Annotated in this window: 22 protein-coding genes; 13 read left to right on the top strand and 9 right to left on the bottom strand. The window is 61.5% G+C overall.

Features of this window, described 5'->3' with window-relative positions:
- Positions 1-174 precede the first annotated feature (174 nt).
- The gene (locus DWZ52_RS04695; RefSeq protein ID WP_197032190.1) at positions 175-879 is read left to right on the top strand and encodes a transaldolase; all 705 of its coding nucleotides are present in this window, start codon (positions 175-177) and stop codon (positions 877-879) included.
- A gap of 382 nt (positions 880-1,261) precedes the next feature.
- Here the strand turns inward: DWZ52_RS04695 and DWZ52_RS04690 are convergent, their stop codons facing one another.
- From DWZ52_RS04690 to DWZ52_RS04675, 4 genes are all read right to left on the bottom strand, one after another.
- Positions 1,262-3,409, bottom strand: a complete 2,148-nt coding sequence (locus tag DWZ52_RS04690; RefSeq protein WP_118385015.1) for a Tex family protein — start codon at positions 3,407-3,409, stop codon at positions 1,262-1,264.
- Positions 3,410-3,817: 408 nt separating this feature from the next.
- Positions 3,818-4,858: a Gfo/Idh/MocA family protein gene (locus DWZ52_RS04685; RefSeq protein WP_006235665.1), complete on the bottom strand. Its 1,041-nt coding sequence runs from the start codon at positions 4,856-4,858 to the stop codon at positions 3,818-3,820.
- A gap of 69 nt (positions 4,859-4,927) precedes the next feature.
- On the bottom strand, positions 4,928-6,184 hold the full coding sequence (locus DWZ52_RS04680) for an MFS transporter (protein ID WP_118385014.1): 1,257 nt from the start codon (positions 6,182-6,184) through the stop codon (positions 4,928-4,930).
- Between the two features lie 67 nt (positions 6,185-6,251).
- Positions 6,252-7,133 carry an SDR family NAD(P)-dependent oxidoreductase gene (locus DWZ52_RS04675; RefSeq protein WP_118385013.1) on the bottom strand — a complete coding sequence of 294 codons (882 nt, stop codon included), beginning with the start codon at positions 7,131-7,133 and terminating at the stop codon, positions 6,252-6,254.
- Positions 7,134-7,365: 232 nt separating this feature from the next.
- Here DWZ52_RS04675 and DWZ52_RS04670 point away from each other — a divergent pair, with 232 nt between their 5' ends.
- The 3 genes from DWZ52_RS04670 to DWZ52_RS10010 all read left to right on the top strand — a co-directional run bounded on the left by DWZ52_RS04670 (position 7,366) and on the right by DWZ52_RS10010 (position 9,455).
- A complete protein-coding gene (locus DWZ52_RS04670) occupies positions 7,366-8,244 on the top strand; it encodes a LysR family transcriptional regulator (RefSeq protein WP_233547266.1) in 879 nt (292 codons plus the stop codon).
- A gap of 120 nt (positions 8,245-8,364) precedes the next feature.
- A complete protein-coding gene (locus DWZ52_RS10015; RefSeq protein ID WP_199579133.1) occupies positions 8,365-8,886 on the top strand; it encodes a hypothetical protein in 522 nt (173 codons plus the stop codon).
- On the top strand, positions 8,883-9,455 hold the full coding sequence (locus tag DWZ52_RS10010) for a GGDEF domain-containing protein (protein WP_199579130.1): 573 nt from the start codon (positions 8,883-8,885) through the stop codon (positions 9,453-9,455). The genes DWZ52_RS10015 and DWZ52_RS10010 overlap by 4 nt, the downstream gene beginning before the upstream one ends.
- A gap of 129 nt (positions 9,456-9,584) precedes the next feature.
- On the opposite strand, the gene DWZ52_RS04660 is transcribed toward DWZ52_RS10010, so the two are convergent.
- The 3 genes from DWZ52_RS04660 to DWZ52_RS04650 are packed head-to-tail and all read right to left on the bottom strand — an operon-like array spanning position 9,585 to position 13,837.
- Entirely contained in the window at positions 9,585-11,504 is a 1,920-nt protein-coding gene (locus tag DWZ52_RS04660) for an ABC transporter ATP-binding protein (RefSeq protein WP_118385011.1), read from the bottom strand.
- Entirely contained in the window at positions 11,497-13,338 is a 1,842-nt protein-coding gene (locus DWZ52_RS04655; protein ID WP_118385010.1) for an ABC transporter ATP-binding protein, read from the bottom strand. Before DWZ52_RS04655 ends, DWZ52_RS04660 begins: the two co-directional genes overlap by 8 nt.
- Positions 13,331-13,837, bottom strand: a complete 507-nt coding sequence (locus tag DWZ52_RS04650; RefSeq protein ID WP_117757484.1) for a MarR family winged helix-turn-helix transcriptional regulator — start codon at positions 13,835-13,837, stop codon at positions 13,331-13,333. The genes DWZ52_RS04655 and DWZ52_RS04650 overlap by 8 nt, the downstream gene beginning before the upstream one ends.
- 266 nt (positions 13,838-14,103) lie before the next feature.
- On the opposite strand from DWZ52_RS04650, the gene DWZ52_RS04645 reads away from it, so the two are divergent.
- On the top strand, positions 14,104-14,928 hold the full coding sequence (locus tag DWZ52_RS04645) for a PfkB family carbohydrate kinase (RefSeq protein WP_118385009.1): 825 nt from the start codon (positions 14,104-14,106) through the stop codon (positions 14,926-14,928).
- Positions 14,921-15,250 (top strand): TIGR04076 family protein, encoded by a 330-nt coding sequence (locus DWZ52_RS04640; protein WP_118385008.1) that lies wholly within the window; start codon positions 14,921-14,923, stop codon positions 15,248-15,250. Before DWZ52_RS04645 ends, DWZ52_RS04640 begins: the two co-directional genes overlap by 8 nt.
- Before the next feature lie 153 nt (positions 15,251-15,403).
- Here DWZ52_RS04640 and DWZ52_RS04635 read toward each other — a convergent pair whose 3' ends face one another.
- Both DWZ52_RS04635 and DWZ52_RS04630 read right to left on the bottom strand, forming a co-directional pair.
- A complete protein-coding gene (locus DWZ52_RS04635; protein ID WP_199579127.1) occupies positions 15,404-15,850 on the bottom strand; it encodes a low molecular weight protein-tyrosine-phosphatase in 447 nt (148 codons plus the stop codon).
- A gap of 57 nt (positions 15,851-15,907) precedes the next feature.
- Positions 15,908-17,152 carry an MFS transporter gene (locus tag DWZ52_RS04630; protein WP_233547265.1) on the bottom strand — a complete coding sequence of 415 codons (1,245 nt, stop codon included), beginning with the start codon at positions 17,150-17,152 and terminating at the stop codon, positions 15,908-15,910.
- A 251-nt stretch (positions 17,153-17,403) separates the two neighbouring features.
- On the opposite strand from DWZ52_RS04630, the gene DWZ52_RS04625 reads away from it, so the two are divergent.
- The 7 genes from DWZ52_RS04625 (at position 17,404) to prfA (ending at position 25,300) form a co-directional block, all read left to right on the top strand.
- The gene (locus DWZ52_RS04625) at positions 17,404-18,273 is read left to right on the top strand and encodes a hypothetical protein (RefSeq protein ID WP_118385006.1); all 870 of its coding nucleotides are present in this window, start codon (positions 17,404-17,406) and stop codon (positions 18,271-18,273) included.
- A gap of 113 nt (positions 18,274-18,386) precedes the next feature.
- Positions 18,387-19,280 carry an aldose 1-epimerase family protein gene (locus DWZ52_RS04620; protein WP_118385005.1) on the top strand — a complete coding sequence of 298 codons (894 nt, stop codon included), beginning with the start codon at positions 18,387-18,389 and terminating at the stop codon, positions 19,278-19,280.
- A gap of 280 nt (positions 19,281-19,560) precedes the next feature.
- Positions 19,561-20,487 (top strand): transporter substrate-binding domain-containing protein, encoded by a 927-nt coding sequence (locus DWZ52_RS04615; protein ID WP_118385004.1) that lies wholly within the window; start codon positions 19,561-19,563, stop codon positions 20,485-20,487.
- Between the two features lie 9 nt (positions 20,488-20,496).
- Positions 20,497-21,645, top strand: coding sequence for an amino acid ABC transporter permease (locus DWZ52_RS04610; protein WP_118385003.1), 1,149 nt, complete (start codon positions 20,497-20,499; stop codon positions 21,643-21,645).
- 22 nt (positions 21,646-21,667) lie between these two features.
- Positions 21,668-22,453: an amino acid ABC transporter ATP-binding protein gene (locus DWZ52_RS04605; RefSeq protein ID WP_118385002.1), complete on the top strand. Its 786-nt coding sequence runs from the start codon at positions 21,668-21,670 to the stop codon at positions 22,451-22,453.
- Positions 22,454-22,525: 72 nt separating this feature from the next.
- Complete coding sequence (locus DWZ52_RS04600; protein WP_118385001.1) at positions 22,526-23,941, top strand: M20/M25/M40 family metallo-hydrolase; 1,416 nt, start codon at positions 22,526-22,528, stop codon at positions 23,939-23,941.
- A 291-nt stretch (positions 23,942-24,232) separates the two neighbouring features.
- On the top strand, positions 24,233-25,300 hold the full coding sequence (gene prfA, locus DWZ52_RS04595; RefSeq protein WP_006235697.1) for a peptide chain release factor 1: 1,068 nt from the start codon (positions 24,233-24,235) through the stop codon (positions 25,298-25,300).
- The last annotated feature ends 337 nt before the right edge of the window (positions 25,301-25,637 follow it).

The following is a 25,637-nucleotide window of genomic DNA, read 5'->3' as shown; positions in this document are numbered from 1 at the left end:
TTTGCTCAAACTGCGACTCTTTGCTTTTGCATGCTCAATCGATTTATCAATCCAAATACTGAGGTGTTTATACCGTTCGCCGAGAAGATAAAAAACCGCAGTTCACGCCTTGATAAACGTAGGTAAAGTGTTTAGCAGTTTACCGGCCGTGTGCAAGCGAAAGGAATCAGGCAGATGGCAATCAAGGTGTTCGCTGACGGTGCAAACCTCGAGGGCATGCTCGACATGTACGAGAACGGCAACGTTCAGGGTTTCACGACCAACCCGTCCCTTATGAAGAAGGGCGGCGTGACGGATTACCGCGCGTTTGCCAAGGAGGTCCTGACCCACATCACCGATGTGTCCGTCTCGTTTGAGGTCTTTGCCGACGACGTCGAGACCATGGAGGTCGAGGCCCGCGAGATCGCTACCTGGGCCGAGAACGTCTACGTCAAGATTCCGTGCGTGACCACCAAGGGCGAGTCCACGGCCGAGCTGGTGCGCAAGCTTTCCACCGACGGCATCAAGGTCAACGTCACCACCATCTTTACGCCCGCGCAGGTCGACGAGATGGTCGAGGCCGTTGACGCCGAAACGCCGTCCATCATCTCGCTTTTTGCCGGCCGTATCGCCGATACCGGTGTCGACCCCATTCCGTTTATGACGGAGTCGGTCAAGAAGGCCGCCGCCAAGCCCAGCTGCGAGGTCCTGTGGGCATCCACGCGCGAGCTCATCAACATTTACCAGGCGCAGGCCTGCGGTTGCCAGATCATCACGGTGCCCAACGGCATCCTGGCCAAGCGCAAGAACATCGGTCGCGATCCGTACGAGGTCTCGCTCGATACCGTGCGTGGCTTTGCCAAGGATATCGCCGCTTTGGGCTTCCATATCTTGCCGTAACGCGAACACTGGCTGCGCCGCGGGTTGTTCGCCCCGGCCTTTCCTTTCCCTATCGCTCACGCGCTTCGCGAGGGCCGCGCTAGGCAAAGGAAAGGCCGGGGCTGCCGACACGAGCTTGCCGGCAAGTTAGCACTCGGCTTCCATATCCTGCCGTAGGCAAAGGTACCCCCGCCTGCGACGTGCAAAATTGAGAGTATTCAGCAAGGTAAAGGCTTTTACCTTGCTGGTTGAAGCACGGAACAGCCCCCGTTTTGGCTCTGACGACGCTAAAACGGGGGCTGTTTGTGACTTTATTGCCTCTGAGGGGCGTTCGGAGCGGCGGAAATTGCAGAATACTCGCGATTTTGCACGCTGCTACAGGGGGTACCCTTGCTTTGGCGGTTTATTTCCCCTGCACCATGGTGAGGGAGATCTTCTTGCGGTCGCGATCGACCTTCTCGACCCATACCTTGACCGTGTCGCCGACGCGCACCACGTCGCTCGGGTGCTTGACAAAGCGGTTGGCCAGCTTGGAGATGTGCACGAGGCCGTCCTGGTGCACGCCCACGTCGACGAAGGCGCCAAAGTCGACGACGTTGCGCACCGTGCCCTTGAGCTCCATGCCGGGTTCCAGGTCGTCGATGGAAAGTGCTGAGCGGCTAAAGACCACCTCGGGCGCGTCGTCGCGCGGGTCGCGGCCGGGCTTCTTGAGCTCGTTGACGATGTCGATGAGCGTGAGGGTGCCGCAGTTCAGGTCGCTTGCCAGCGCCGAGATGCTGCCCAGGCGGCGCTCGATGTCGGGCACGCCGCCGCGGCTGAGCTCGCTTGCTTTAACGCCGGCGCATTCTAGGACGGCCGTGGCCACCTCGTAGCTCTCGGGGTGGACGCTTGTTGCGTCGAGCGGGTTCTTGCCGCCGCTGATGCGCAGGAAGCCCGCAGCGTTGAGATATGCCTTGGGTCCCAGCTTGGGGACCTTCTTGAGCTGGCGGCGATCGGTAAAGGCGCCGTTTTCCTCGCGGTATGCCACGATGTTTTTGGCCACGCTCGGCGTAATGCCCGATACGTATCCCAGCAGGCTCGCGCTTGCGGTGTTGACGTCGACGCCCACGCGGTTGACGACGTCTTCCACCACGTGGCCCAGGGTGCGCGAAAGCTCGGCCTGGTCAAGGTCGTGTTGGTACTGGCCAACGCCGATGGACTGGGGCGGAATCTTGACGAGCTCTGCCAGCGGGTCCTGCAGACGGCGGCCCAGACTCATGGCGCCGCGCACGGTGACGTCCAGGTCGGGATATTCCTGGCTGGCGAGCTCGGAGGCGGAGTACACCGATGCGCCGGCCTCGTTGACGATGGTGTATCGCAGTCCAGGCGCCTGCTCGGCGATGAATTCGGAGACGACTTCCTCGGTCTCGCGGCTGGCGGTGCCGTTGCCAATGACGATGGTGTTGACGTCGTCCTTCTTGACGAGGCGGGCGAGCTCGCACTTGGTGCCGGCGACGTCGTGGCGCGGCTTGGTGGGATAGACCACGCCGTGGTCGAGTAGCTTGCCGGTCTCGTCCATGACGGCGACCTTGCAGCCGGTGCGGTAGCCCGGGTCGAGTGCGAGCACGCGGGCGCCGCGGACGGGGCGGGCCGAGAGCAGGCCCTCGAGATTCTTGGCAAAGACGTTGATGGCCTCGGTCTGGGCGCGGACGGTGAGCTTGGCGCGGGCCTCGCGCTCCAACGAGGGGGCCATAAGGCGTTTGTAGCCGTCGGCGATGGCGGCGTCAAAGACGGGAGCGAAGACGCCTTGGCGACGGGGCCAGCGGCTGCCGAGGCGCGCCGTGGCGGCGGCGCCGTCGACGTTCACGCGCACGCGGAGCTTGCCCTCGCGCTCACCGCGGTCGATAGCCAGCACGCGGTGGTTGGGTATACGGCGCAGCGGCTCATCATAGCTGTAGTACGGCTCGTAGGGGGTCTTCTCGGCGGGGTCGGTGGCCTCGACGACGATGTCGGCGGTGTTTTGCGTAAAGGCGCGCAGGTCGGCGACGTTCTCGGGGTCCTCGGCCACCGTTTCGGCCACGATGTCGGCGGCGCCGGCGAGCGCCTTCTCGGGCGTGTCGAAGCCGGCCTCCTCGTTGACGTAGGCTGCGGCGGCGTCGAGCGCGCTGCCCTTGGCCGAGGCCTGCATAATGATCATATTGGCGAGCGGCTCCAGGCCCGCCTCTCGGGCCTTCTGCGCGCGGGTCATGCGCTTTTTGCGGTAGGGTTTGTAGAGGTCCTCGACACGCTGGAGCTGCGTGGCCTCGCGAATCTGCTGTTCGAGCTCGGGCGTGAGTTTGCCCTGGGCATCGATGAGCAGGATGACGTCCTCTTTGCGCTGCTCAAGATTGCGCAGGTAGGACAGGCGTTCGTCGAGTGCGCGCAGGGCGACGTCGTCCATGCCGCCCGTGGCTTCCTTGCGGTAGCGCGAGATAAAGGGGATGGTGTTGCCCTCGTCGATGAGCTTGACGGCCGCCTCGACGTTGGCGACCTTAAGGTTGAGCTCGCGGGCGAGCTGGGCGATAAGATCCATGGGACTCCTTGCGTTTAAGGTGCGTTTGCGGCACAGGGCTACCAAGGATACCACCCGTCCCAAAAGACTGTTTTGGAGCCGCGCCACGAAAACGACCCATCTACTACGTTTGAACCGTATGGGTCGACCGTGCCTGGTTTTACCGAAAATCGGCAAGCTGTTTACCTGCGGTTTTTATTTCGCGAAATTTGGCATGGTTGAGGGTGATCGGTTAAACGTAGTAGATAGGCCCATTTCGTGGCGAACGAATCAAGCTGAGGTGCAAAAGGCCCCCGTCTCAGAAAAATCGTCAGCGAAGTAGCAAAAAGCCCCGTGGGCAGGAGGCTGCTCGCGGGGCAAAGAAGAGGGGCTTGTCGAGGGCAGACCGAGGGACTCGGTAGGGGGTTTGCCGCGATCCGCCCTGGGGCATTACAGCTCGACGAGCTGGCCGGTCTCGGCGGCCTCCTTGATGGCGTTGAGAAGCGTGAGCGTCTTGACGTTATCGGCGGGGGTCACGACGGGCTCGACCTCGCGGCGGACAACCTTCACAAAGTGCTTGAGCTGCATCTTGTGCGGCAGCGCCGGGTCCACGGCCGGGATCTCCATCTGCAGCGGCTTGTGCCAGTTGGAGGCGCCGTCGTAGGAGAACTGGTGCAGGCGGGGCAGCGACAGGGCGCCTTTAGTGCCGCCGATGAAGTAGGCATCGGCGTCGAAGGGGCGGTACTGCGGGTCCTCGCGGGCGGTCGCCTCCCAGTTCCAGGGGCTGGCGGTGGCGTCGGAGATGGTCATGCTCGCGAGCGCGCCATCGGCAAAACGGACGTTGACCACGGCGGAGTCCTCGGTCTCAAAACCGCGGGCGGCGCTGGACTGCATACCCTGGACGGCAACGGGCTCGCCCAGCAGGTAACGGAGCAGGTCGACGTCGTGCACCAGGTTGACCAGAATCGGGCCGGCACCCTTCTTGCGGCGCCACTCGACATCGAAGTACTCGTCATTCTTATAGATCATGTAGTGGAAGCTCGACACGGTGAGCTTGCCCAGCTCGCCGGACTCGATGATCTCCTTGGCCTTGTTGACGAAGGGGTTGTGGCGACGGTGCTGACCCACGAGCACGGGCACGCCGGCGGTCTCGGCCTCGGCGGCGAAGGCCTGGGCATCCTCGAGATCGTTGGAGATCGGCTTTTCGACCAGCGGCACGATGTTGCGCTTCACAGCCTCGCGGGCAACGCCCAGGTGCAGGTCGTTGGGCGTGGCGATGATGACGGCCTCGGGCTTGACCTCGTCCATCATCTGAGCGGGATCGGTGTAAAACGGCACGCCGGCGGCCTCGGCCGTGGCGCGGGCGCCCTCAAAGGCGTCGGCGATGGCGACGAGCTCGGCCTCGGGCTCCTCGGTGACAAAGCGGATGTGGTTGCGGCCCATGGCGCCGGCGCCGATAACGGCAATGCGGACGGGGTTGAGCTCAGACATTTCGACTCCTTAATACTGGTGACCGGTGGAATGTGGCAAAGGGACTGTCCCTTTGCCACATCGGTAGAACTAGGCGGACTTCTTCTTGCTGTCGGAGACCATCATGTAGACGGTGAGCACGACGGCGATGGCGGCGATCACGATGGCGCCGTAGAAGGACTGCTGGTAGGCGGCGCTGCCGGCCTCGGCGTGATACAGCACGGCGGTGATGGGCTGGCTAATCCAGGTAGAAGCGGCGTAGCCCAAGAACATGATGCCGTAGTTGACGCCGATGTTGCTGGTGCCGAAGGCGCCACCGGTGAGCGGCGGGTAGATGACGAGCAGGGCGCCAAAGCTAAAGCCGAGCAGGGCGAGCGCCACAAAGAACATGCTCTGCGTAAAGCTCATCGACATGATGACGAGCGCGACGATGGTCACGACAAGGCTGATGAGCAGCGACTTATAGGCGCCGAGCTTGTCGATGATCTGACCAAAGGACAGGCGGCCGACCAGGTTGGCGCAGGTGTTGACGGAGACGACCACGCCGCCGAGGGCGACGGCCGCGGCGCTCGTGGGGTCGGCGAAGAGCTGGACGGCGGCGATGGAGGCAACCTTGCCCACGAGCAGGGTGCCCGCGGTGGCGGCAAAGGCGAAGGTGATGATGAGGACCCAGAAGCGCGGGGTCTTGACCATCTCGCCCGGGGTGAGGTCGCCGAAGGTGCCGGCATGTGCGCCACCCTTGGGGGCCTCAAAACCCTCGGGCAGCCAACCGGCCTCGGGGGCCTTCAGGAACAGGGCGGAGGCGGCGATCATCACAAAGAAGATAACGCCGAGCGCCTTAAGGGCGCCAAAGATGCCCAGGCTCGGGATGAGCAGCGAGGCGAGCACCGGGGACAGCACGGCGGGGCCGGCGGTCGAAGCGGCCAGGGTGATGCCGGAGGCCAGGCCCTTCTTGTCGATGAACCACTTTTGGCCCGTGGTGAGCGCGGGGTTGTAGCCCAGGCCGTTGCCGATGGCGGCGACGAGCGAAAACCACAGGTAGAACTGCCACGGTTCGGTGACGGTGCCGGACATGAACCAGCCCAGGCCGTAGCACACAGCGGCGGCGATCACGACGTTGCGGGGGCCGATCTTATCGGAGATGCGGCCGGCGAAGATGCCCGTCACGGCCATGATGGTCTGAAAGACCGGGAAAGCCCAGGTAAGAGCGCTGGACCACTCGGGGTAGACGGCGAGCAGGTTCTTGCTCACGACGGAATACAGCGCGATGGAGCTGATGAAGAACATGGTGACGCACGCGGCGGAAAGCACGACGGCGCGACCCTTGTTGGAGTTGGTGGAAGCCATTGGACTCTTTCTAATCGATGCGCAGGGAGGGGCGGGTACGTCCGCGGGGCCTCCCTGTCAGGCTGGTTTACTGGTCAGTCGGCTTTGCGACGCCGGACTCGTCGGACCAAAGCTCGACGCCCTTGTTCTTGAGGTAGTTGTCGGCAAAGGCTCGACGGCCGCCGGGCTTGGCGGTGAGGTCGCCCATCATATTGGAGAAGCCTCCATCGACCTTGATCGCGTCACCGGTGGTAAAGTCCGAGCGCTTGGACGCCAGGAACATGACGGCGTTGACGATATCGCTGACCTCGCCGATGCGGCGCGTGGCGATCAGGCGGCTGCGGCTCTTTTCGACCTCGGGGTCGGCGTAAAAGCTCGCCGACATGGGGGTCTTGACAAAGCAGGGCTCGACGCAGTTGGAGCGGACGCCGTAGGGACCCCACTCGGCGGCTAGCATCTTGGACATCATGTTGACGCCGGCCTTGGTGGAGCTGTACACGCCCGAGAACGTCTCGGGGGAGTGGCTGGCGACGGTCGAGATGTGCACCAGGCGGCCCTTCCCGGCCTTGATCATCTCGCGACCAAAGCGCTGCGAGGTGATGAAGTAACCGGTGAGGTTGACGTTGAGCACCTGCTCCCAGTCGCTCAGCGGCAGGTCCTCCATGGCTGCGAAGCGCAGGATGCCGGCGGTATTGACGAGGACGTCGACGCGGCCGAAGTCGGCGATGGTGGCATCGACGGCGGCCTGAACCTCGGCCTCGTCGGTGGCGTTCATCTTGTAGCCCTCGGCGTGGATGCCAAACTCGGCGGCGAGGTCGGCGGCCGCGGCCTTGACCTTCTCCTCGTCCAGATCGAGCAGGACGACGTTGGCGCCGTTGCGGGCGAACTCGCGGCAAATCTCGACGCCCATACCGCCGAGTGCGCCGGTAACGGCGCAGACATCGCCCTCGAGCTTAAGCCAATTGCTCATAGGAACTTCCCTTCTTGTGCCTCCTGTGGGTCGCTCCCATTAATCGACCCACGTGGTTTTCGCTGGTTATCGTATGCTTTGCATTTACGCAGGTGAATTGCATATTTGTTAGAATGGCGTTAACCGCAGGTTTACGCCATGTAATGCGGTTCATGTTCAATTGAGTGCGTGACCTGCGAAAACAACCCCCTGCGGCACCATGTGGCCACAGGCGCGAAAACGGGAGATTGACGTGTACGATCGACGACTTGAGGCCATATCGGCCGCCGCGGAGCTGGGAAGTTTCTCGCGTGCGGCGGCAAAATTACGCGTGTCGACCCCGGCGCTCGTCAAGCAGGTGTCGGGTTTCGAGGCCGAGTTCGGCATCACGCTGTTCGAACGCTCGCACTCGGGCGTCAAGGTGACGCCGGCCGGCGCACTGCTGGTGGACGACGCGCGCTCAATCATGCGGCAGTCCGAGGACGCGCTGCGCCGTGCCCGACGCGCGGCGGGCGATGGCGGTGCCGTACGCCTGGGCGTGTCGATGATGTGCCCGGGGCGCCAGACGCTGTCGATGTGGTCGGGCATCCACGATCTGGAACCGTCGCTGCGCTTTGAGATCGTGCCGGTAAGCGACCTCTATGACGAGCGCGAGGCCGTCATGCGCAGCTTGGGCCACGAGGTCGATGTAGTGCAGTCGAGTTTTTCGACCCCGCGCTGGGGCGACGCCTGCCAAAAGCTCCTTATCGTCAACGTACCGTTTTATATTGATGTGCCGCGCACGAGCCCGCTTGCGCGCAAGACGCGCATCACGGTTGCCGACCTGGAGGGCATGCGCCTGCGCGTGCTCCGTCACGGCAACGACGCTATGGACAGCCTGCGCATCGACCTGTTGGCCGACGGCGGTGTGGACGTGATCGACGTGGATAGCTTCGACTTTGCGCTCTTTAACGAGGCGGAGGAAAAGGGCGATGCGGTGCTCACCTGCGGAGCGTGGTCGGGCGTGCACCCGGCCTTTGTGGGCGTACCGTTCCTATGCGGCCGCGAGGTGCCGGTCTATTTGCACTACCCGCTTGAGCCCACCCTCCAAGTCCAAAAATTCGTCAACGCCATGGCCCAACTTCTCAAATAGCTATCGTGTCGATGATTCTTTAATCCCCGTCCTAGAAAAATCATCTGGTAGAGTTGACCTCACGTGAATTTCAGCACACTGTGTGCTACCTGCACTTTTGCCATTTAGGGGAGTAAACTTGTGAATACTTCTGTCGCCAAGAAGGCCAGCCAGGCGGTGCGCCTGCTCATGATGGTGCTCACGGCAGTTCTCATCTTCTTCTTCATCAATGTTATGCTGCTCGTCTCCGATATCCAGGGCACGGCGCGCGTGGTCAACTACGCCGGTCTGGTGCGCGGCACCACGCAGCGAATCGTTAAGCTCGAGGACGCGGGCCAACCTCAAGATGACCTGCTCAAAGCCGTGGATTCATACATTAACGGTTTGCGTTACGGAAGTGACGACCTTAACCTCGTCCGTCTCGACGACGATGAGTATCAGACAAAGATGACCGAGCTTGCAAACTATTTTGATAAGCTTTGCGCCGAGATTATCCGCGTGCGCGAAGTCGGCTACGAGAACACCGACATCATCTCCATGAGCGAGGAGTTCTTTGGCATTTGCGACGATGCTACGCGACTCGCAGAGGACTACTCTCAGGAGAAGGCGTCGGCGCTCAACTATCTCGAGGGCTTGGTGATCATCGACATCGTGGCTTGGTGACGACCTTTGCGGTCGAACTTGTTCGCGCGGTACGCACTGCCGCGCTCAATCGCGAGCTGCAGAGCAAAGTTTATCTCGACGAAGCTACGGGACTGCCCAACAAGAACAAGTGCGAGGAAATCTTGGGCCAGGAGCATCCCGTTTCCGCTGAAGCGCCCGTTGCGCTGTGTGTCTTCGATCTAAATAATCTGCATACGGTCAATAACCGCTTTGGCCACGAGAAGGGTGACGAATACATCCGTTCTTTTGCCCAGCAGCTGGGGCGCGTGGCGTCCGAGGCCTGCTTTGTGGGCCGCGACGGCGGCGATGAGTTTATCGCGGTGCTGTGGGATGCCGATCGAGCTGCCGTGGAGTCCCGTCTCGCTCGGGTCCGTGCGAACGTGAACGAGTATTCCGAGGCTCACCCCGACATGCCTATTAGCTATGCGGTGGGCTACGCGCTTTCCAGTGATTTTGATGAACCGCCTACGATGCGCGAGCTCTTTTCCCAGGCCGACAAAAACATGTACATCGACAAGAACCGCGTGAAGACAGCCGAGGCGGCCGTGCCGCAACGCGAGGAACGGTAAGCCCGTAAAAAGAGGCCCTGGCCAACCGGCCAGGGCCTCACTAACTTTTATTCCGTTCTAAACGACGGGCTGATTGCGCGTAGGAGAGTGCCCCGCCGCCCCCGGGGCACCCTCCGTCAGTAACCGGTCCTACTCCAGCTCAAACGCTCCGGTATAGAGCTGGTAGTAATACCCGCGCTTGGCGATCAGCTCGTCGTGGTTGCCACGCTCGATGATGCGGCCGTGGTCCAGGCAGATGATCGCATCGGAGTTGCGCACGGTAGAGAGGCGGTGCGCGATGACAAACGTCGTGCGACCCTCCATGAGCTTGTCCATGCCTGCCTGCACGATGGCCTCGGTGCGGGTATCGATGCTCGATGTGGCCTCGTCCAGAATCATCGCCGGCGGATCGGCGACGGCGGCGCGCGCGATCGAAATCAGCTGGCGCTGGCCCTGCGACAGCTGGGCGCCGTTGCCGGTGAGCATGGTGTCATAGCCGTCGGGCAGGCGGGTGATAAAGTCGTCCGCGCCGGCGAGCTTGGCGGCCTTGATGCACTCCTCGTCGGTGGCATTCAGGTTACCGTAGCGGATGTTGTCCATCACGGTGCCGGTGAACAGGTTCACATCCTGCAGCACTACGCCCAGCGAACGGCGCAGGTCGGACTTGCGAATCTTGTTGACGTTGATGCCGTCGTAGCGAATCTTGCCGTCGGCGATGTCATAGAAGCGGTTGATGAGGTTGGTGATGGTCGTCTTGCCGGCACCGGTGGCGCCGACAAACGCGACCTTCTGGCCCGGCTTGGCAAATACGGACACGCCGTGCAGCACCTCGTGGTCGGGCGTGTAGCCAAAGTCGACGTTGTCCATGACCAGGTCGCCACGCAGCGGCACGTACTCAATCTCGCCGGTTGCGCGGTGCGGATGCTTCCACGCCCACATGCCGGTGTGGTGGTCGGCTTCCTCGAGCTCCCAGGTCTCGGGGTTCACCTGCGCGTTGACGAGCGTCACGTAGCCCTCGTCGGCCTCGGGCTCCTCGTCGATGAGCTCAAAGATGCGGTCGGCGCCGGCAAGGCCCATGACCACGGCGTTGATCTGCTGCGAGATCTGGCCGATCTGCCCGCAGAACTGCCTGGTCATGTTAAGGAACGGCACCACGACGGCAATGGACAGGCCCATGCCCGAGATGCTCAGGTTGGGCACGCCCAGCGCCAAGAAAATGCCGCCGGCCAGTGCGACCAGCACGTAGAGCAGGTTGCCCAGGTTCATAAGGATGGGCATGAGGATGTTGGCGTACATGTTGGCCTTCTGCGAGACTTCGAAGAGTTTCTCGTTGCGCTCATCGAAATCGGCCTCGGCGGCAGATTCGTGGCAGAACGCCTTGACGACTTTCTGGCCGTTCATAACCTCCTCGATGTGGCCCTCGACCACGCCGAGTTCGGTCTGCTGCGCGATAAAGAACCGCGCGGAGTTGGAGCCGAGGAGCTTGGTCATAAAGGTCATAAAGGTGACGCCTGCCACAATGACCAGGCACATCCACACGCTGTAGTACAGCATGATAAAGAACACCGAGCAGATGATGATGACCGTCAAAAGCAGGTTGGGCAGCGACTGGCTGATCATCTGGCGCAGCGTGTCGATATCGTTGGTGTAGTGGCTCATGATGTCGCCGCGCTGATGCGTGTCGAAGTAGCGGATCGGCAGGTCCTGCATACGGTTGAACATCATCTCGCGCAGCTTCTCGAGCGAGCCCTGCGTGATGATGGCCATGGCGCGGTTCCAGAAGAGCGAGGACAGGACGCCGACGCCGTAGATGCAGGCGAGCGTCGTGACGAGCTGTAGGATCTGCGGGCGCGCGGCTTCCCAATCACCCGACTGCCACGATTCGCTAATAATCTGCAGGGCACTTTGAAGGAACATCGGGCCGATGGCGTTGATGATGGCGCAGAGCACCACGCCGGCGGCAACGAGGGGCAAAAGCACGGGATAGAAGCCAAAGAGCGTCTTGATGAGGCGCGGCAGGGTGCCGCCCTTGCGGTTGAGCGCGCGCTCGGCGGTCGTTGCCTTACTCATGTGCCTCGCCTCCTTCCTGGGTCTGAGCTTGCGTTGCGGTCGTGTCGGTGTTGTCTGCCGCCGTGGTCGTATCGCCGGAAACGTCGCCGGCGTCCTCGCCCTCGGCAGACATCTTGTTTTGCGAGGTAAAGGTCTCGCGGTAGATCTCGCTCGTCTGGAGCAGCTCGTCATGGTTGCCGATCTGCGCGATGCGGCCACCCTCCATGACGATGATGCGGTCTGCATCCTGCACCGAGCTGATGCGCTGGGCAATGATGAGCTTGGTCGTGTTGGGCAGGTAGCTTGCCAGTCCTGCGCGAATCTTGGCGTCGGTCTTGGTGTCGACGGCGCTGGTGGAGTCGTCAAGAATCAAGATCCTGGGGCGACGCAGCAGAGCGCGGGCGATGCACAGGCGCTGCTTCTGGCCACCAGAGACGTTGGAACCGCCCTGCTCAATCCAGGTGTCGTAGCCCTTGGGGAAGCCGTCGACAAACTCGTCGGCGCAGGCCAGGTGCGCGGCCTCGCGGACCTCCTCGTCGGTGGCGTTCGGATCGCCCCAGCGCAGGTTCTCGGCGATCGTGCCGCTAAACAGCACGTTTTTCTGCAGCACCATGGCGACCTGGTGGCGCAGCGCGTCCAGGTCGTAATCGCGCACGTCCACGCCGCCCACGCGCACGGTGCCCTCGGTGGCGTCATATAGGCGGGCGATGAGGTTTACCAACGTGGACTTGGCCGAGCCGGTGCCGCCGATGATGCCGATCGTCTCGCCGCTCTTAATGTGCAGGTCGATGTCGTCGAGCGCCTGGCGCTTCGCATGCTCGGAATACTTAAAGCTCACGTGGTCGAAGTCGATGGAGCCGTCGGCCACCTCGTGCACGGGCTCGGCGGGATCGGTGATCGTGGGCTCGGCGGCCAGCACCTCGGTAATACGGTGCGCCGATTCGTCGGCCATGGTCACCATGACAAAGATCATCGACAGCTGCATCAGGCTCATCAGAATCTGGAAGCCGTAGGTAAAGGTCGAGGACAGCTGGCCCACGTCGAACAGCGTGCCTTGGCTCGTGATGATGAGCTTGGAGCCCAAGTAGATGATGACGACGAACGCGCCGTTGACGCAGATGTTCATCATGGGGTTGTTAAAGGCAAGGAGCTTCTCGGCGCGGGTGAAGTCCATCTGTACGTCGTGCGCAGCGGTCGCGAACTTTTCCTTCTCGTAGTCCTGGCGCACATAGCTCTTGACCACGCGCATGCCGGTGACGTTTTCCTCGACGGATTCGTTAAGGGCGTCGTACTTGTGGAACACGCGGGCAAAGATCGGACGTACCTTGTAGATAATAAAGAACAGGCCAAAGCCCAGCAGTGGAATCATGGCCAGGTAGACAAACGAGACGCTGCCGCCCATGGCGTAAGCCATGACGAAGGCGAAGACCAGCACCAGTGGCGAGCGCACGGCGATGCGGATGAGCATCATAAAGGCCTGCTGCACGTTGTTGATGTCGGTGGTGAGGCGGGTGACGAGCGAGGAGCTCGAGAACTCGTCGATGTTCGCAAAGCTGAACGTCTGGATCTTGTAGAACAGATCCTGACGCAGGTTTTTGGCAAAACCGCAGCTTGCGTGGCTACAGGTGACGCCGGCTGCCGCACCAAAGGCGAGCGATATCAACGCGATGAGCACGAGGACGCCCGAAGTGGGAAGTATCTCGGCCACGGTGGCGCCGTCTTTGATGGCGTCGATCAAGTTGGCAGTGATAAACGGGATCATCATCTCGCAGATTACCTCGCCGAGCACCAAAAGCGGCGTGGCGATCGTGACCTTCTTGTAATCGCGGATGCTGCCCATAAGGGTTTTAATCATCCAATCCCTCCCAGGTTTCGCGGATTTTATCGAGCATATCGGCGAGGTTCTTACGCTCATCGGGCGTGAGTGCACTAAATGCCTGCTCCCTAAAATGGATGCGGGCTGCCTGATCGATGCGGGCCTTTTTCCAGCCGATCTCGGTCAGGTGGATGGTGAGCTGTCGCCGATCCTTGGGATTGCGGCTGCGCTCGATAAGACCGTTGACCTCGAGTTTGGATAGGATTTCGGAAAGCGATCCCGGCTTAAGGTCAAAGTGCATGCCGAGCTCTTGCTGCGACATCTCGCCGCCGGGCTGTTTGGCGAGCAGGCAGATGATGGGTGCCTTGCCGGACACACCTCCACCGTGAAAGTGCAAGTGATGGCCGCAAAAGCCAAGGTTATTGAGGATGTGCTTGGCTAGCCGGTCGTCTTCGTTGAACGCCTCGGGTGCGTCTGCCGGCTCCGCCGGGTCGCCGCCGGGTTCGTGCGGGCGAAGGGTGATGGTTTCATCGCACATGGATTCGTGCTGCTCCTTTCTTTAGTTAGGTAGTGGGACTGTTTCGTACCTAACTAATTTAGGAGCGCAAGAAATAATTGTCAAGGTACCAAAGTAATTAGTTACGGCGTTTTCCCAAACGCCGTAACCGGCTGACGCTGCATTTTCGAAACCTTTCGGCAACAATGCGCTCTTCGCAGTGCTGGCGTTCGCCGGCAATCCTCCCTGCGCTACACTTAGTCGCACGGTGGCGCCGCCGCGCCATGCCCGACCCAAGGGGGACTCTCATGAAGAACACTCAGCTGCTGCTGATCAACGATATGTGCGGCTACGGCAAGGTCGCGCTTTCCGCCATGCTACCGGTGCTGTCGCACATGGGCTACCGTATTCACAACCTGCCGACGGCCCTCGTGTCCGATACGCTCAACTATCCCAAGTTCTACATCCACGACACCACGGAGTACGTGCGCCAGAGCCTTGCCATCTGGGAGGAGCTCGGCTTTGAATTCGACGCCATCTCCACCGGCTTTATCGTGACCGAGGAAGAGACGCGCATCATTTCGGACTTTTGCCACCGCCGCGCGCAAAAGGGCACCAAGGTGTTCGTCGACCCCATCATGGGCGACAACGGCAAGCTCTATGCGGGCGTGCCCGAGTCCACGATCGGTCTCATGAGGCACCTGCTCGAGTGCGCCGACTATGCGGTTCCCAACTACACCGAGGCCTGTCTGCTCACCGATACGCCTATTGCCGAGCAAATTACACCCGACGAGGCCCGCGCTCTTGTGGACGCCGTGCGCGAGCTGGGTGCCAAGTCGGTGGTCATTACGAGCGCCGTGGTCAATGGCACGAACGCGGTTATCGGTTACGACCATGTGGCGGGGGAGTACTTTACGATTCCCTTTGAGCTCATTCCGGTCTATTTCCCGGGCACGGGCGACACGTTCTCGGCGGTGCTCGTCGGCCGCGTTATGGCCGGTTGGACGCTTCAGCGCGCCACGGCCGATGCCATGCGCGTGGTGGCCGAGCTTATCGAGCGCAATGCTGCGCAGGAGGATAAGTCTGCCGGCCTGCCCATCGAGGCCTGCCTGGATGTGATTGACCATGAGTAATGCTGGCGAGGGCGGCGTCAAGCCTGCGGGCGAGAACAAGCCGCTCGGCGCGCCGCGTGGCAAGCGGCCGCGTATCCGCGTGAGCTGCGTGGACCAGCTGGGGACGTGCCGCTGCCATCACGGGCACAAGCCGGGTGACGTCTTCGACTTCGACCGCGACCGCGGCAAGATGTGCGCCATGGCCTGCCATGTGGGCTTTCCCTATATCGATATCCTGCGCTATGGCGGAACCGTGCCTGGCAACGAGCCCGGTACGGCAAAGTTCTGCTGCCCCGAGGTCGAAACGTTGAACGTCTGGCTTGCCGAGGTTGTCGACGAGTAATCGAGCGAATCAATCGAGCGAGGTTTTTCTCCCTCAATAATAACGAGCGTGGATTTTCTCCCGTTTAGAGCGCGCTTGAACGCTCAAAGTGGGAGATCATCCACGCTCGTTTTATGCCGATGGCGTGGCACGTGCGTCCGCGTGCTCGCTTGCCTATAACTGCTCGAGCATAGCGGTGCAGCCGGCGAGCACATCGCGGTAGGTGGCATCGAAGTTGCCGGTGTACCAGGGATCGGCCACGTCGCCGGGGCGCTCGGTCCAATTGAGCAAGCGCGTAATCTTGTCGTCGGGGTCGTCGCCAAAGATGCGACGCAGGCCGCGCGCGTTCTCAGCATCCATATAGACAATGTGATCCCAGTCGCCATACTCCGCGCGACGCACCTGGCGCGCGCGGTGGGCAACGACGGGAATTCCGACTTCGCGCAGCTTGGCGACCGTGCCATGATGCGGTGGGTTGCCGATCTCCTCGGTTGAGGTCGCTGCGGAATCGATGACAAACTCCGCCTCGCGCCCAGCGCGGCGCACGAGCTCGGTAAACACCGACTCAGCCATCGTCGAGCGGCAGATGTTCCCGTAGCAGATAAACAGTACACGTTGCATATGCGGTTTCCTTTCGATCGCCATCATCGAACTCGAGTATCGCAGCTAAGCCTAAGCCTACGCTCTCGCCCGCTTGCGCTCCCAGCGAGCCAACTTAATCGTCACCAGTGTGAGTGCCCAGGCTACAAGCGAGAACGCAGCGCCCACGGCGCCTACGTAGGAAATGCCAACTCCACTTACCACGGCGCCGCCCACTGCGGTGCCAAACGAGATACCGACGTTAAACGCCATGGGCTCAACCGAACTTGCGAGTACCATCGACTTGGGGTGGCGGCTGCGTGCCACGTCCATAAAGTGCGTGATGCACGACACCGAGAACAGGTACATGAGCAGCGCCAAGCTAAAGACAAAGACCAGTGCGAGCGGCATGGTGCCGCTCACAGCAAACAGCCCGAGTAACGCCGCAGCCTGCAACACAAACGTCACAAGCAGCGCTTTCATGCCAAAGCGCGCATCGATCCATCCGCCCAGGATGTTCGAGATCAGGCAGAACACGCCGTAGGCCATAAGCGTGGTGCTCGCCTGAACGGTGCCCATACCCAGCACCTGCTCAAGATAAGGCGTCACGTAGCCGTAGAACACATAGACCGAGCCTACGCCAAACAAAAAGATGAGCATGCCGGTGATGATGCTCGGCTCGCGCAGCAGACCCGCCTGCTCGCGAAAGGTGGCAGGCTCGTCGGTTTGCCCGGCGCGCGGCATAAACGCCACGAGCGCTCCGCATATCAAAACGGCAAAGGTCAGCGTGCCGTACATGGCCACGTGCCAGTCGAGCGTGTCGGCCACGAACTTGCCAATCGAAGTGACAAAGACCATTGCCACGGAAAACGCACCATATACCACCGAGATGGCAAGCGAAGTTTGCTGCGGGGACAGCAGCTCGGGGATGTACGTCACACCCACGGCGAGCAGTGCGCCCGAGACGGAGCCCAGGACAATGCGCGAGATAAACAGCACTTGAAAGCTGGGCGCCAGGGCCATGACAAGATTGCCCAGCACAAAGACGATGCAGTAGCACACGAGCAGCTGGTAGCGGCGAAAACGCCCCGTGCTGAGCGCGAGCACCGGCGTCGAGATAGCGTAGATCAGTGCGAACACGCTAATAAGTTGGCCTGCGGTGGCAAGCGATACGCCGAGTTCCGTCGCCAAGTCGCTTTCGATGCCGATGACCACGAACTCGGAGCAGCCGAGCGAGAATCCCAATAGCACGAGTAGCGCCAGGCAGAGCTTGGTGCGCGCAGGGGAGAGCGCGGCGGCGGTTGACTTACTTTTAGGCGTGGTTGCGGCGATCAAGGTTGTCACTCCAATGTCGCATGAATAAGCGGGATTCAATCCCTGCAACTCTAACAGAATGTGACAAAGGGGCAGTCCCTTTGTCACATTGCGCTGCCGGCCAGTCGCCCAAACCGTCACAACATTCGGCGAAAATCTCGAAAACGAGGAAAAGCGTCGAATGTTGTGACGGTTTTCCTGTCTGTACCGGCGAGCTCCAGCGCCGTCTGGGGGTATAAGGCTAGCAAGTGTTTATTTGCGAGGCCTAAGGGGCGCCCCGTATGGATATTGATAACTTTGAATGGTGGTATAGCGAGGGTGAGGCTCCGGACGAGGAGTGGGACGAGCCTGCGCCGCGTGACGTGTCGATCGACGAGGACGAGACTGGCAACGACGTCGCCGCCGACTCGGACGCCGCCCTCGACCCTGTCGAGCCCCTGACCTTCGAACAAGCTTGGGCCCAGGCCGAGGCAGACGAGGCCAAAGCCGATGCTACGGCCACGCTCGGCGAGCCAGCCGACATGTCGATCTCGCCGGCAAAGACCCCGCAGCCGCGCCACACCATCGACCCCGACAGCACGGCATCCTTCAGCATTCTCGACGTGCCCTCGCAGGGTGCCCAGGCGCCCGCGCCCACACGTCGCCCCGACCTGTCTCGCGAGGAAGACCTGCGCCGCCGCTCCCCGCTCGGCCCCATCCTCATCGCCTTTATGGCCGGCGTTATCGCCTGCTCGGCAATCGGTAGCGTCTGGGGTCACGTTGAGCAGCAGCGCAAAGATGCCGCCAAGGCCGAGATGTCCTTCGAACAATCCCTCAGCCGCACGCGCTCGGTGCATGTGTCGGTCGAGGTCAAGGACGGCGCGACGTGGGATACCGCGCGCGGCGACAGCCAGATGCTCGTCCATATTGTGGGCCGCACACTCAAGGGGCAAGCGGTCGACGAGTACCAATACGTCAATTCCGCTGGTGACGGCATCGAGCTCAAGCCTGGCGACTACGAGCTCACGGTCGATGAACCGCCCGTCGCCACCGACGGCACGCGCTTCCGTGCCTCAAAGCGCATGGTCCCCGTGAGCTTTAACTCGCAGGCGCCCGATACGGTCGACACCACGCCGCAGGGCGGGTTCGACCTTTACGTGGATACCCAGTAGGCGTTTGCCGCTCATTCCGCTATGGCTACTCAATAATCGCCTGCCGTCCCGTCCCGCCGCCAAGAGTGGGACAATAGCCCTCGACACCGTTGTTTACTATTGGAGGAAGTAGCATGTCCACCGTCACCACCATCAAGCGCGGCGGCCTCACCGCGGCCATCGATTCCATGGGCGCCCAGCTCACGAGCCTTGCCCTCAACGGCAACGAGTATCTGTGGCAGGGCGACCCCGCCTTTTGGGGCAAGCACGCGCCCATCCTGTTCCCCATTGTGGGCTCGCTGCGCAACAACACGGCAACGTCTGCGGCCGGCACCTGCGAGATGCCGCGCCACGGACTCGCGCGCATTGTCGAGCACAAGCTGGTCGAGGTTTCGGAGGACGGCTCCTCGGTAACGTACGAGATCACCGACACGCCCGAGTCGCTCAAGGCCTTCCCGTTCCACTTTAAGCTCAACATGACCTATGCCCTGACCGGCGACGCCACGCTCACGCAGACCTTTATCGTCACCAACACCGGCGACGTGGACCTGCCGTTCTCGGTGGGCGGCCACCCCGCATTTAACGTGCCCGCCCCCGGTGCTGAGGACGAGACGTTTGATGATTACGAGCTGGCGTTTACCGAGGCTTGGACCAACGAGGCCCCCGTCATCACGCCCGATGGCCTTATGACGTTCGAGGGCAGCTATAAGGCCCCTGACAACTCGGACGTGCTGCCCATCACGCACCGCAGCTTCGATAACGACGCCATCATGTTCACCGATACCCCGGGCTCCACGCTCACGCTGCGCGGTCGCAAGTCGGGTCACGGCGTCAAGATCGACTTTGAGGGCTTTAAGTACATCGGCGTGTGGTCTGCTGCCAACGACGCCCCGTTTGTGGCGCTCGAGCCCTGGACCGGCCACACCACCATGGACACCGAGGACGACGTCTTTGAGCACAAGGTCAACACCATCGTCTTGGCCCCCGGCGCCACCGACGAGCGCTCCTTTAGCGTTACCCTGCTCTAGGGGTTCCGCCGTTCTAACGAACGGCGGACCGGTCGACGCTGCGCGCCACCCAGAACGACAATTTGTCATTCAAAAGGCAAGGCATGACCAGAAGGTCTATGCCTTGCCTTTTTCATGCCAACTTGTTCGCTCTGGGCGGCGCTCGCTGGCATTGCCAAAACATCGACGCTCCCAATGACTACCGTGTGTCTATTAATTTTTCGAGCTTGTGCTGCGCTGCTGGTCGCTGGCGTATATCCTGTTAAGTCGTCAGCATACGATTCAACAGGGAAGGCAGATTATGCATTCTCCCCATCAATGCGGCGCGCAGGCCCAGCCGGTGTGCAGTCGTCGCATCTTCCTGGGTAGCGCCCTCGCTGCGAGCGCTTCCGTCGTCGCCGGCGCGCTTGCCGGCTGCCAGCGCCCGTCCACGCTCAAGGTGGTCCAGCCCACCACGGGCGGCGGTCGCGACGACCTGTCCGATTCCGTGATCGGCAAGGACAAGATCCGCATCGGCATGGAGGCGGCCTACGCCCCGTACAACTGGCAGGTTTCCGAGGCCAGCGAGTACACCATCCCCATCGACAACGTACAGGGCGCTTACGCCGATGGCTACGATGTTCAGATCGCAAAGATCGTCTGCAAGGCCCTCGGCGGCGAGCCCGTTGCCGTCAAGCAGAGCTTCTCGGGCCTCATCGATTCGCTCAACAACGGCCAGATCGACCTCATCATCGCTGGCATGAGCGCCACGCCCGAGCGCGAGGAGTCCGTCGGCTTTTCCGATCCGTACTTCATTGGCTACTTTGGCCTGTTCGTAAAAGAGGGCTCGCCCTACCAAAACGCGACCAAGCTCAGCGACTTTAGCGGCGCTACGGTGCTCGGCCAAAAGGACACCATGCTCGATACCGTCATCGACGAAATCCCGGGCGTTGTGCACAAAAACCCGGTCGATTCGGTGCCCACGGTGTTCTCGAACCTGCTGCAGGGCACCTGCGACGCCGTGACCTACAACACCGAAAACGAGAAGGGTTATATGGCTCAAAACCCGGGCATCGTGCCTATTCGCTTTGCGGAGGGCGAGGGCTTTAAGCAGGAGGTCGCGGCAAACGTCGGCTGCCGCAAGGGCTCGGACAAGCTGCTCAAACTTATCGATAAGACGCTCAAGGGCGTCAGCCAAGAGGAGCGCGACCAAATGTGGGACGCGTGCCTCGACCGTCAGCCGGCATAGGGAGGCAGCATGAAAACCATCAATCGTCTGGCCTCCTTTATCAAGGCCGACCACCGTTATGTGTACCTGGGCACGAGCGTTATCGCGGCGCTCGGCCTGGCGTTTAGCCAACGCAATCCTACGCCGCTGAGCTTCTTGGCGCCTACGGGCGTGTTCCAAGACTGCCTCTGGGCAATCCTTTGGGCCTGGCTCGTCGTGTCGGCGGCGGCGCTGGTCACCAAACTCATGCACTGGAACGACTATCGCGAAACGTCGCCGTTTGCTTCCGAGCGCTTCCGTCGCGGCGCGCGCCTGGGCAGCTATGTCGTCGTTGCTATTGCGGTGATCTTCTTTGTCGACCGCTGCGTCATGTCATTTATCGACCTGGTGCGGGTGAGCATTGTCTCGGACTCCAACCCCAGCGACTTTTTGTCGAGCCTGGTCTACATGACCTACAAGAGCGGCGACTTCTTTATCCGCGGCATCGAGATCACCATCGCACTTGCGACCTTCGGTACCGTCATCGCCTTTTTCCTGGCGCTGCTCTTTGTGTTCCTGCGCATTCAGACGTTCGACCGCGTGGACAACGACCTGGTACGCTTCTTTAAGAGTATCGGCCGCGGCTTTGCGACCATCTACTCCACCATCGTGCGCGGCACGCCCATGATGGTCCAGGGCCTGCTCATCTATTACGCGGGCTTCACCGTTTTGCGCGGCATGGGCTTCGAGACCGCCCAGGCCAACCAGATTTGGAGTACCTTCACTGCCGGCCTCGTCACCATCTCGCTCAACTCCACCGCCTACATGATGGAGGTCCTGCGTGGCGGCATCGAGTCCATCGATCCCGGCCAGGCCGAGGCGGCGCGCTCGCTGGGTCTGTCGCAGTGGCAGGCCATGCGCAAGGTCGTGTTCCCCCAGGGCATTAAAAACGCGATTCCGGCGCTCACCAACGAGCTCATCATCAACATCAAGGATTCGTCGGTGCTTTCGGTCATCGGCGTGTTTGACCTCATGTACGCCACCACCACCGTCGCCGGCGTGTACTACCGCCAGATGGAGGTCTACTGCGTGGCTCTCGTGGTCTACCTGATCCTGACGCTCGTGGCGAGTCGCCTGCTCGAGGCCTTTGGCAAAAAGCTCGGCGCCGAGGCCCCGGCAACGCTGCCCAGCTCCAACTAGGCTCAAGACGAGGAGAATCATCATGGCAGATACCGCCACTACCGGCGTTGCGGCCGCCGCACAGACAAATGAGCCGCTTATCCGCGTCGAGGGCCTGCGCAAGAGCTTCGGCTCGCTCGAGGTGCTCAAGGGCATCGACCTGTCCGTTAATCCCGGCGAGGTCGTCACCATCATCGGCGCCTCGGGCTCGGGTAAGTCGACCTTCCTGCGCTGCCTCAACCTGCTCGAGACCCCGGACGCGGGCCATATCTGGTTCCATGGCCAGGACCTCACGGCCGAGCGCTGCAACATCAATAAGCTGCGCGAGGACATCGGCATGGTGTTCCAGGGCTTCAACCTATTCAACAACATGGATGTGCTCGACAACTGCACGCTCGCGCCCGTCACGCTCAAAAAGATGAGCAAGACCGAGGCCGAGAAAGTCGCGATGGAGCATCTGACGAGCGTGGGGCTCGAAAAGTTCGCGCACGCCGCCGTGGGCCGCCTGTCCGGTGGTCAAAAACAGCGCGTGGCCATCGCCCGTGCCCTGTGCATGAATCCGCAGATCATGCTGTTCGACGAGCCGACCTCCGCACTCGACCCCGAGATCGTGGGAGAGGTGCTCGAGGTCATGCGCAAGCTCGCTGCCGATGGCATGACCATGGTCGTCGTCACGCACGAGATGGCCTTTGCCCGCACGGTGTCCGATCGCGTGGTCTTTATGGACAAGGGCGTGGTGCTCGAGGATGCGGCACCGGCCGAGCTCTTCGGCAATCCCAAACACCAGCGCACCCGCGAGTTCCTCTCTCGCTATCTCGAGGACAAATAACCGACCGCAAACGCTTACGTTGCAGGGCCGCTCCCGTGGGGCGGCCCTCGTCATCACAATCGAAAGGATGTCATGGCCGAGGTTTGGCGCTTCTTTGCGCATGAGGACGATTTTGCCGATATAGACGAGGCCGGCGCGTGCGAGCGCCTGGGCCGCGTGCTGTCGTTTCCGACCATTTCGAGTATGGATACCGAGGCGGTGGACCGGGAGCCGTTCGACGATCTGCGCGCCTATATGCAGCAGGCGTGGCCGCGCGTGTTCGCGGCGGGCGAGATCGAGCTCGTCGACCATTCGCTGCTCGTGACGCTTACCGGCTCCGACCCTGCCCTTAAGCCCGTTATGCTCATGGGCCACATGGACGTGGTTCCCGTGGTACCCGGCACCGAGGACGATTGGACGCATGCCCCCTTTAGCGGACATGTGGACGACACCTACATTTGGGGTCGCGGCGCCATCGATATGAAAGACCAGGTCACAGGCATTCTCGAGGCGGTTGAGTATGCGCTGGCCCATGGCTGGGAGCACGAGCGCACCCTGCTGCTGGCTTTTGGCCAGGACGAGGAAACCACGCAGTTCGGTGCGGGTGCCATCGGCCGCGTGCTCGAGGAACGCGGCATTGAGCTTGAGTGCCTGATCGACGAGGGCGACTACCGCATCGTTCCGGCTGCCGAGTACAGCGCGGGCGAGGGTTGGCTCATGCACGCCGACCTGGCTGAGAAAGGTTATGCCGACATTGTGCTCAAGACAAAGAGCGCGGGCGGACATTCCTCCAACCCCTACGGTGGCACTTCGCTCGAGGTGCTGAGCCGCGCCATCGCCGCAATCTGCGATATCGAATGGCCGACGCGCGTCACGGACCTGCTTGCCGCACAGCTCGTCGGGCTGGGGCTCTACACGGCCGATGAAATTGCCGCCAACAAGGACACCATCGTGCGCGAGTGCCTCGCCAGCAAGAAGCTCTATCCGCTCGTGACCACCACCTGTGCACCGACCCAAATCGAGGGCGGTAGCACCGGTGCTAACGTGATGCCGCAGGATATGTGGGCCAACATCAACTTCCGCATGCTCGAGGGCACGAGCGTGGCCGACGTTGTGGCGCGCTGCCGTGAGGCGGTTGCCGGGGCGGACCTTGCCGGTCGTGTCGAAGTGGAGCTGGGCCCCGGCAGCTCCGAACCCTCGCCGTCCCCGCGCATCGGTGGTCCCGGCCTCGAGGCGGTTCGCTCCATCGCCGCCCGCTATTTCCGTGATCCAAAGGGGACGGAGGAAAACGGATCATTCGAGCCAGTGGCAATTGTGCCCTCGACTGTGATTGGCGCGACCGACGCTGCCAACTACCAGAGCATTTGCCCTGAGTGCATTCGCTTCTCGGCCTTTGTGGTCGACGATGACGAGTGCGACCGCGGCGTCCACGGCACCAACGAGCGCATCACCCGCCGAGCCTACCTCCAGGGCATCCGTTTTCTCATCTCCCTGCTCCAAACGCTCTAGAATTCGACAAAGCGACAGTCCCTTTGTTAGCCGTTGGGGACGTTCTTAAACGACTAGTCGTAAAGGAACGTCCCTAACGGCTACGTCCGCTCATTCCGTGCGGGTTATATGCAGGTTTGCCTGCGCACGCTATCATGTATGGGTTAGACCGCAACTATGTACCCCATACGCGAAGGGATGCGCATGTATCTGAAGATCGACATGTTCTAGCCGGGCTTACCCCCGCATCGGCGCCCCGCGCCCCATCAATTCTGCCGATTTTCACCTTCACGCATATAAAGGAGTCCCGCCATGCGCGACAAGCTCGAAAAGATTATCAAGGCCTACGAGGAGCTCGAGAAGAAGCTCTCCGACCCGGCCGTCGCCTCCGATATTAAGGAGTTCACGCGTCTCAACAAGGAGTACGCGCACCAGTCCGACCTCATCGCCGCTTCGCGCGAGTACATCGGTGCGCTCGATGACATCGAGGCCGCCAAGGAGATGCTCCGCGACACGACCGACGCGGACGAGAAGGAGATGCTCCAGATGGACATCTCCGAGAACGAGGAGAAGCTTCCCCAGCTCGAGGAAGACATCAAGTACATGCTCATCCCGAGCGACCCCAACGACGACAAGAACACTATCGTCGAAATCCGCTCCGCCGCCGGTGGCGACGAGGCCGCCATCTTCGCCGGCGACCTGTACAAGATGTACCAGCGCTTCTGCGAGTCGCGCGGCTGGAAGACCACCGTGCTCGACTCCAGCCCTAGCGAGGCCGGCGGCTTTAAGTCCATCGAGTTCAAGGTCGAGGGCGACCGCGTCTACTCCGTCATGAAGTTCGAGTCCGGCGTGCACCGCGTCCAGCGCGTTCCCAAGACCGAGTCCCAGGGCCGTATCCAGACCTCCACGGCGACCGTCGCCGTACTTCCCGAGGCCGAGGAAATCGACGTCCAGATCAACCAGTCCGACCTGCGCATCGACACCTACTGCGCCTCCGGCCCTGGTGGTCAGTGCGTTAACACCACTTATTCCGCCGTGCGCATCACCCATCTGCCCACCAACACCGTGGTGCAGTCGCAGGAACAGCGCTCCCAGATCCAGAACCGCGAAGTCTGCATGCAGATGCTACGCGCCCGTCTGTACGAGATGGAGCTCGAGAAGCAGCAGGCGGAGCTCGGTGCCGAGCGCCAGAGCCAGATCGGCCACGGCAACCGTTCCGAGAAGATCCGCACCTACAACCAGCCCCAGGACCGCGTGACCGATCACCGCATCGGCTTCAACTCCACCTACAACGGCGTTCTTCTGGGCGACCAGCTCGGCACCGTCATCGAGGCGCTCGCCGCCGCCGAGCGAGCCGAGAAGCTGGCACAGGCTGTGTAGGTTACGCGGTTTTACCAAACCGCGTAACCGGTCGACGCTGCGCGCCGCCCAGAGCGACAATTTGTCATTCAAAAGGCAAGGCATGACCAGAAGGTCTATGCCTTGCCTTTTTCATGCCAACTTGTTCGCTCTGAGCGGCGCTCGCTGTCCGTCCTCTACCTGCGGCGTTGCCTTGCCCCGGATGTGGGGCACTCATTGGGGACAGACTTAAATGAGTAGTCGTTGGGGACGTTCTTAAATGACTAGTCAAACAAGAACGTCCAACGACTAGGTTGGGTACATTGCTTTGGGATGTTATTCAATCTGCTTTGATAGTTCTTGAGCCGTTCACCTGCGC

It is taken from the genome of Collinsella sp. AF33-16 (assembly GCF_003475325.1).
Taxonomy (GTDB): domain Bacteria; phylum Actinomycetota; class Coriobacteriia; order Coriobacteriales; family Coriobacteriaceae; genus Collinsella.
Note: the sequence above shows the minus strand (reverse complement) of the source record. Positions and strands in the feature narration are given on the sequence as shown.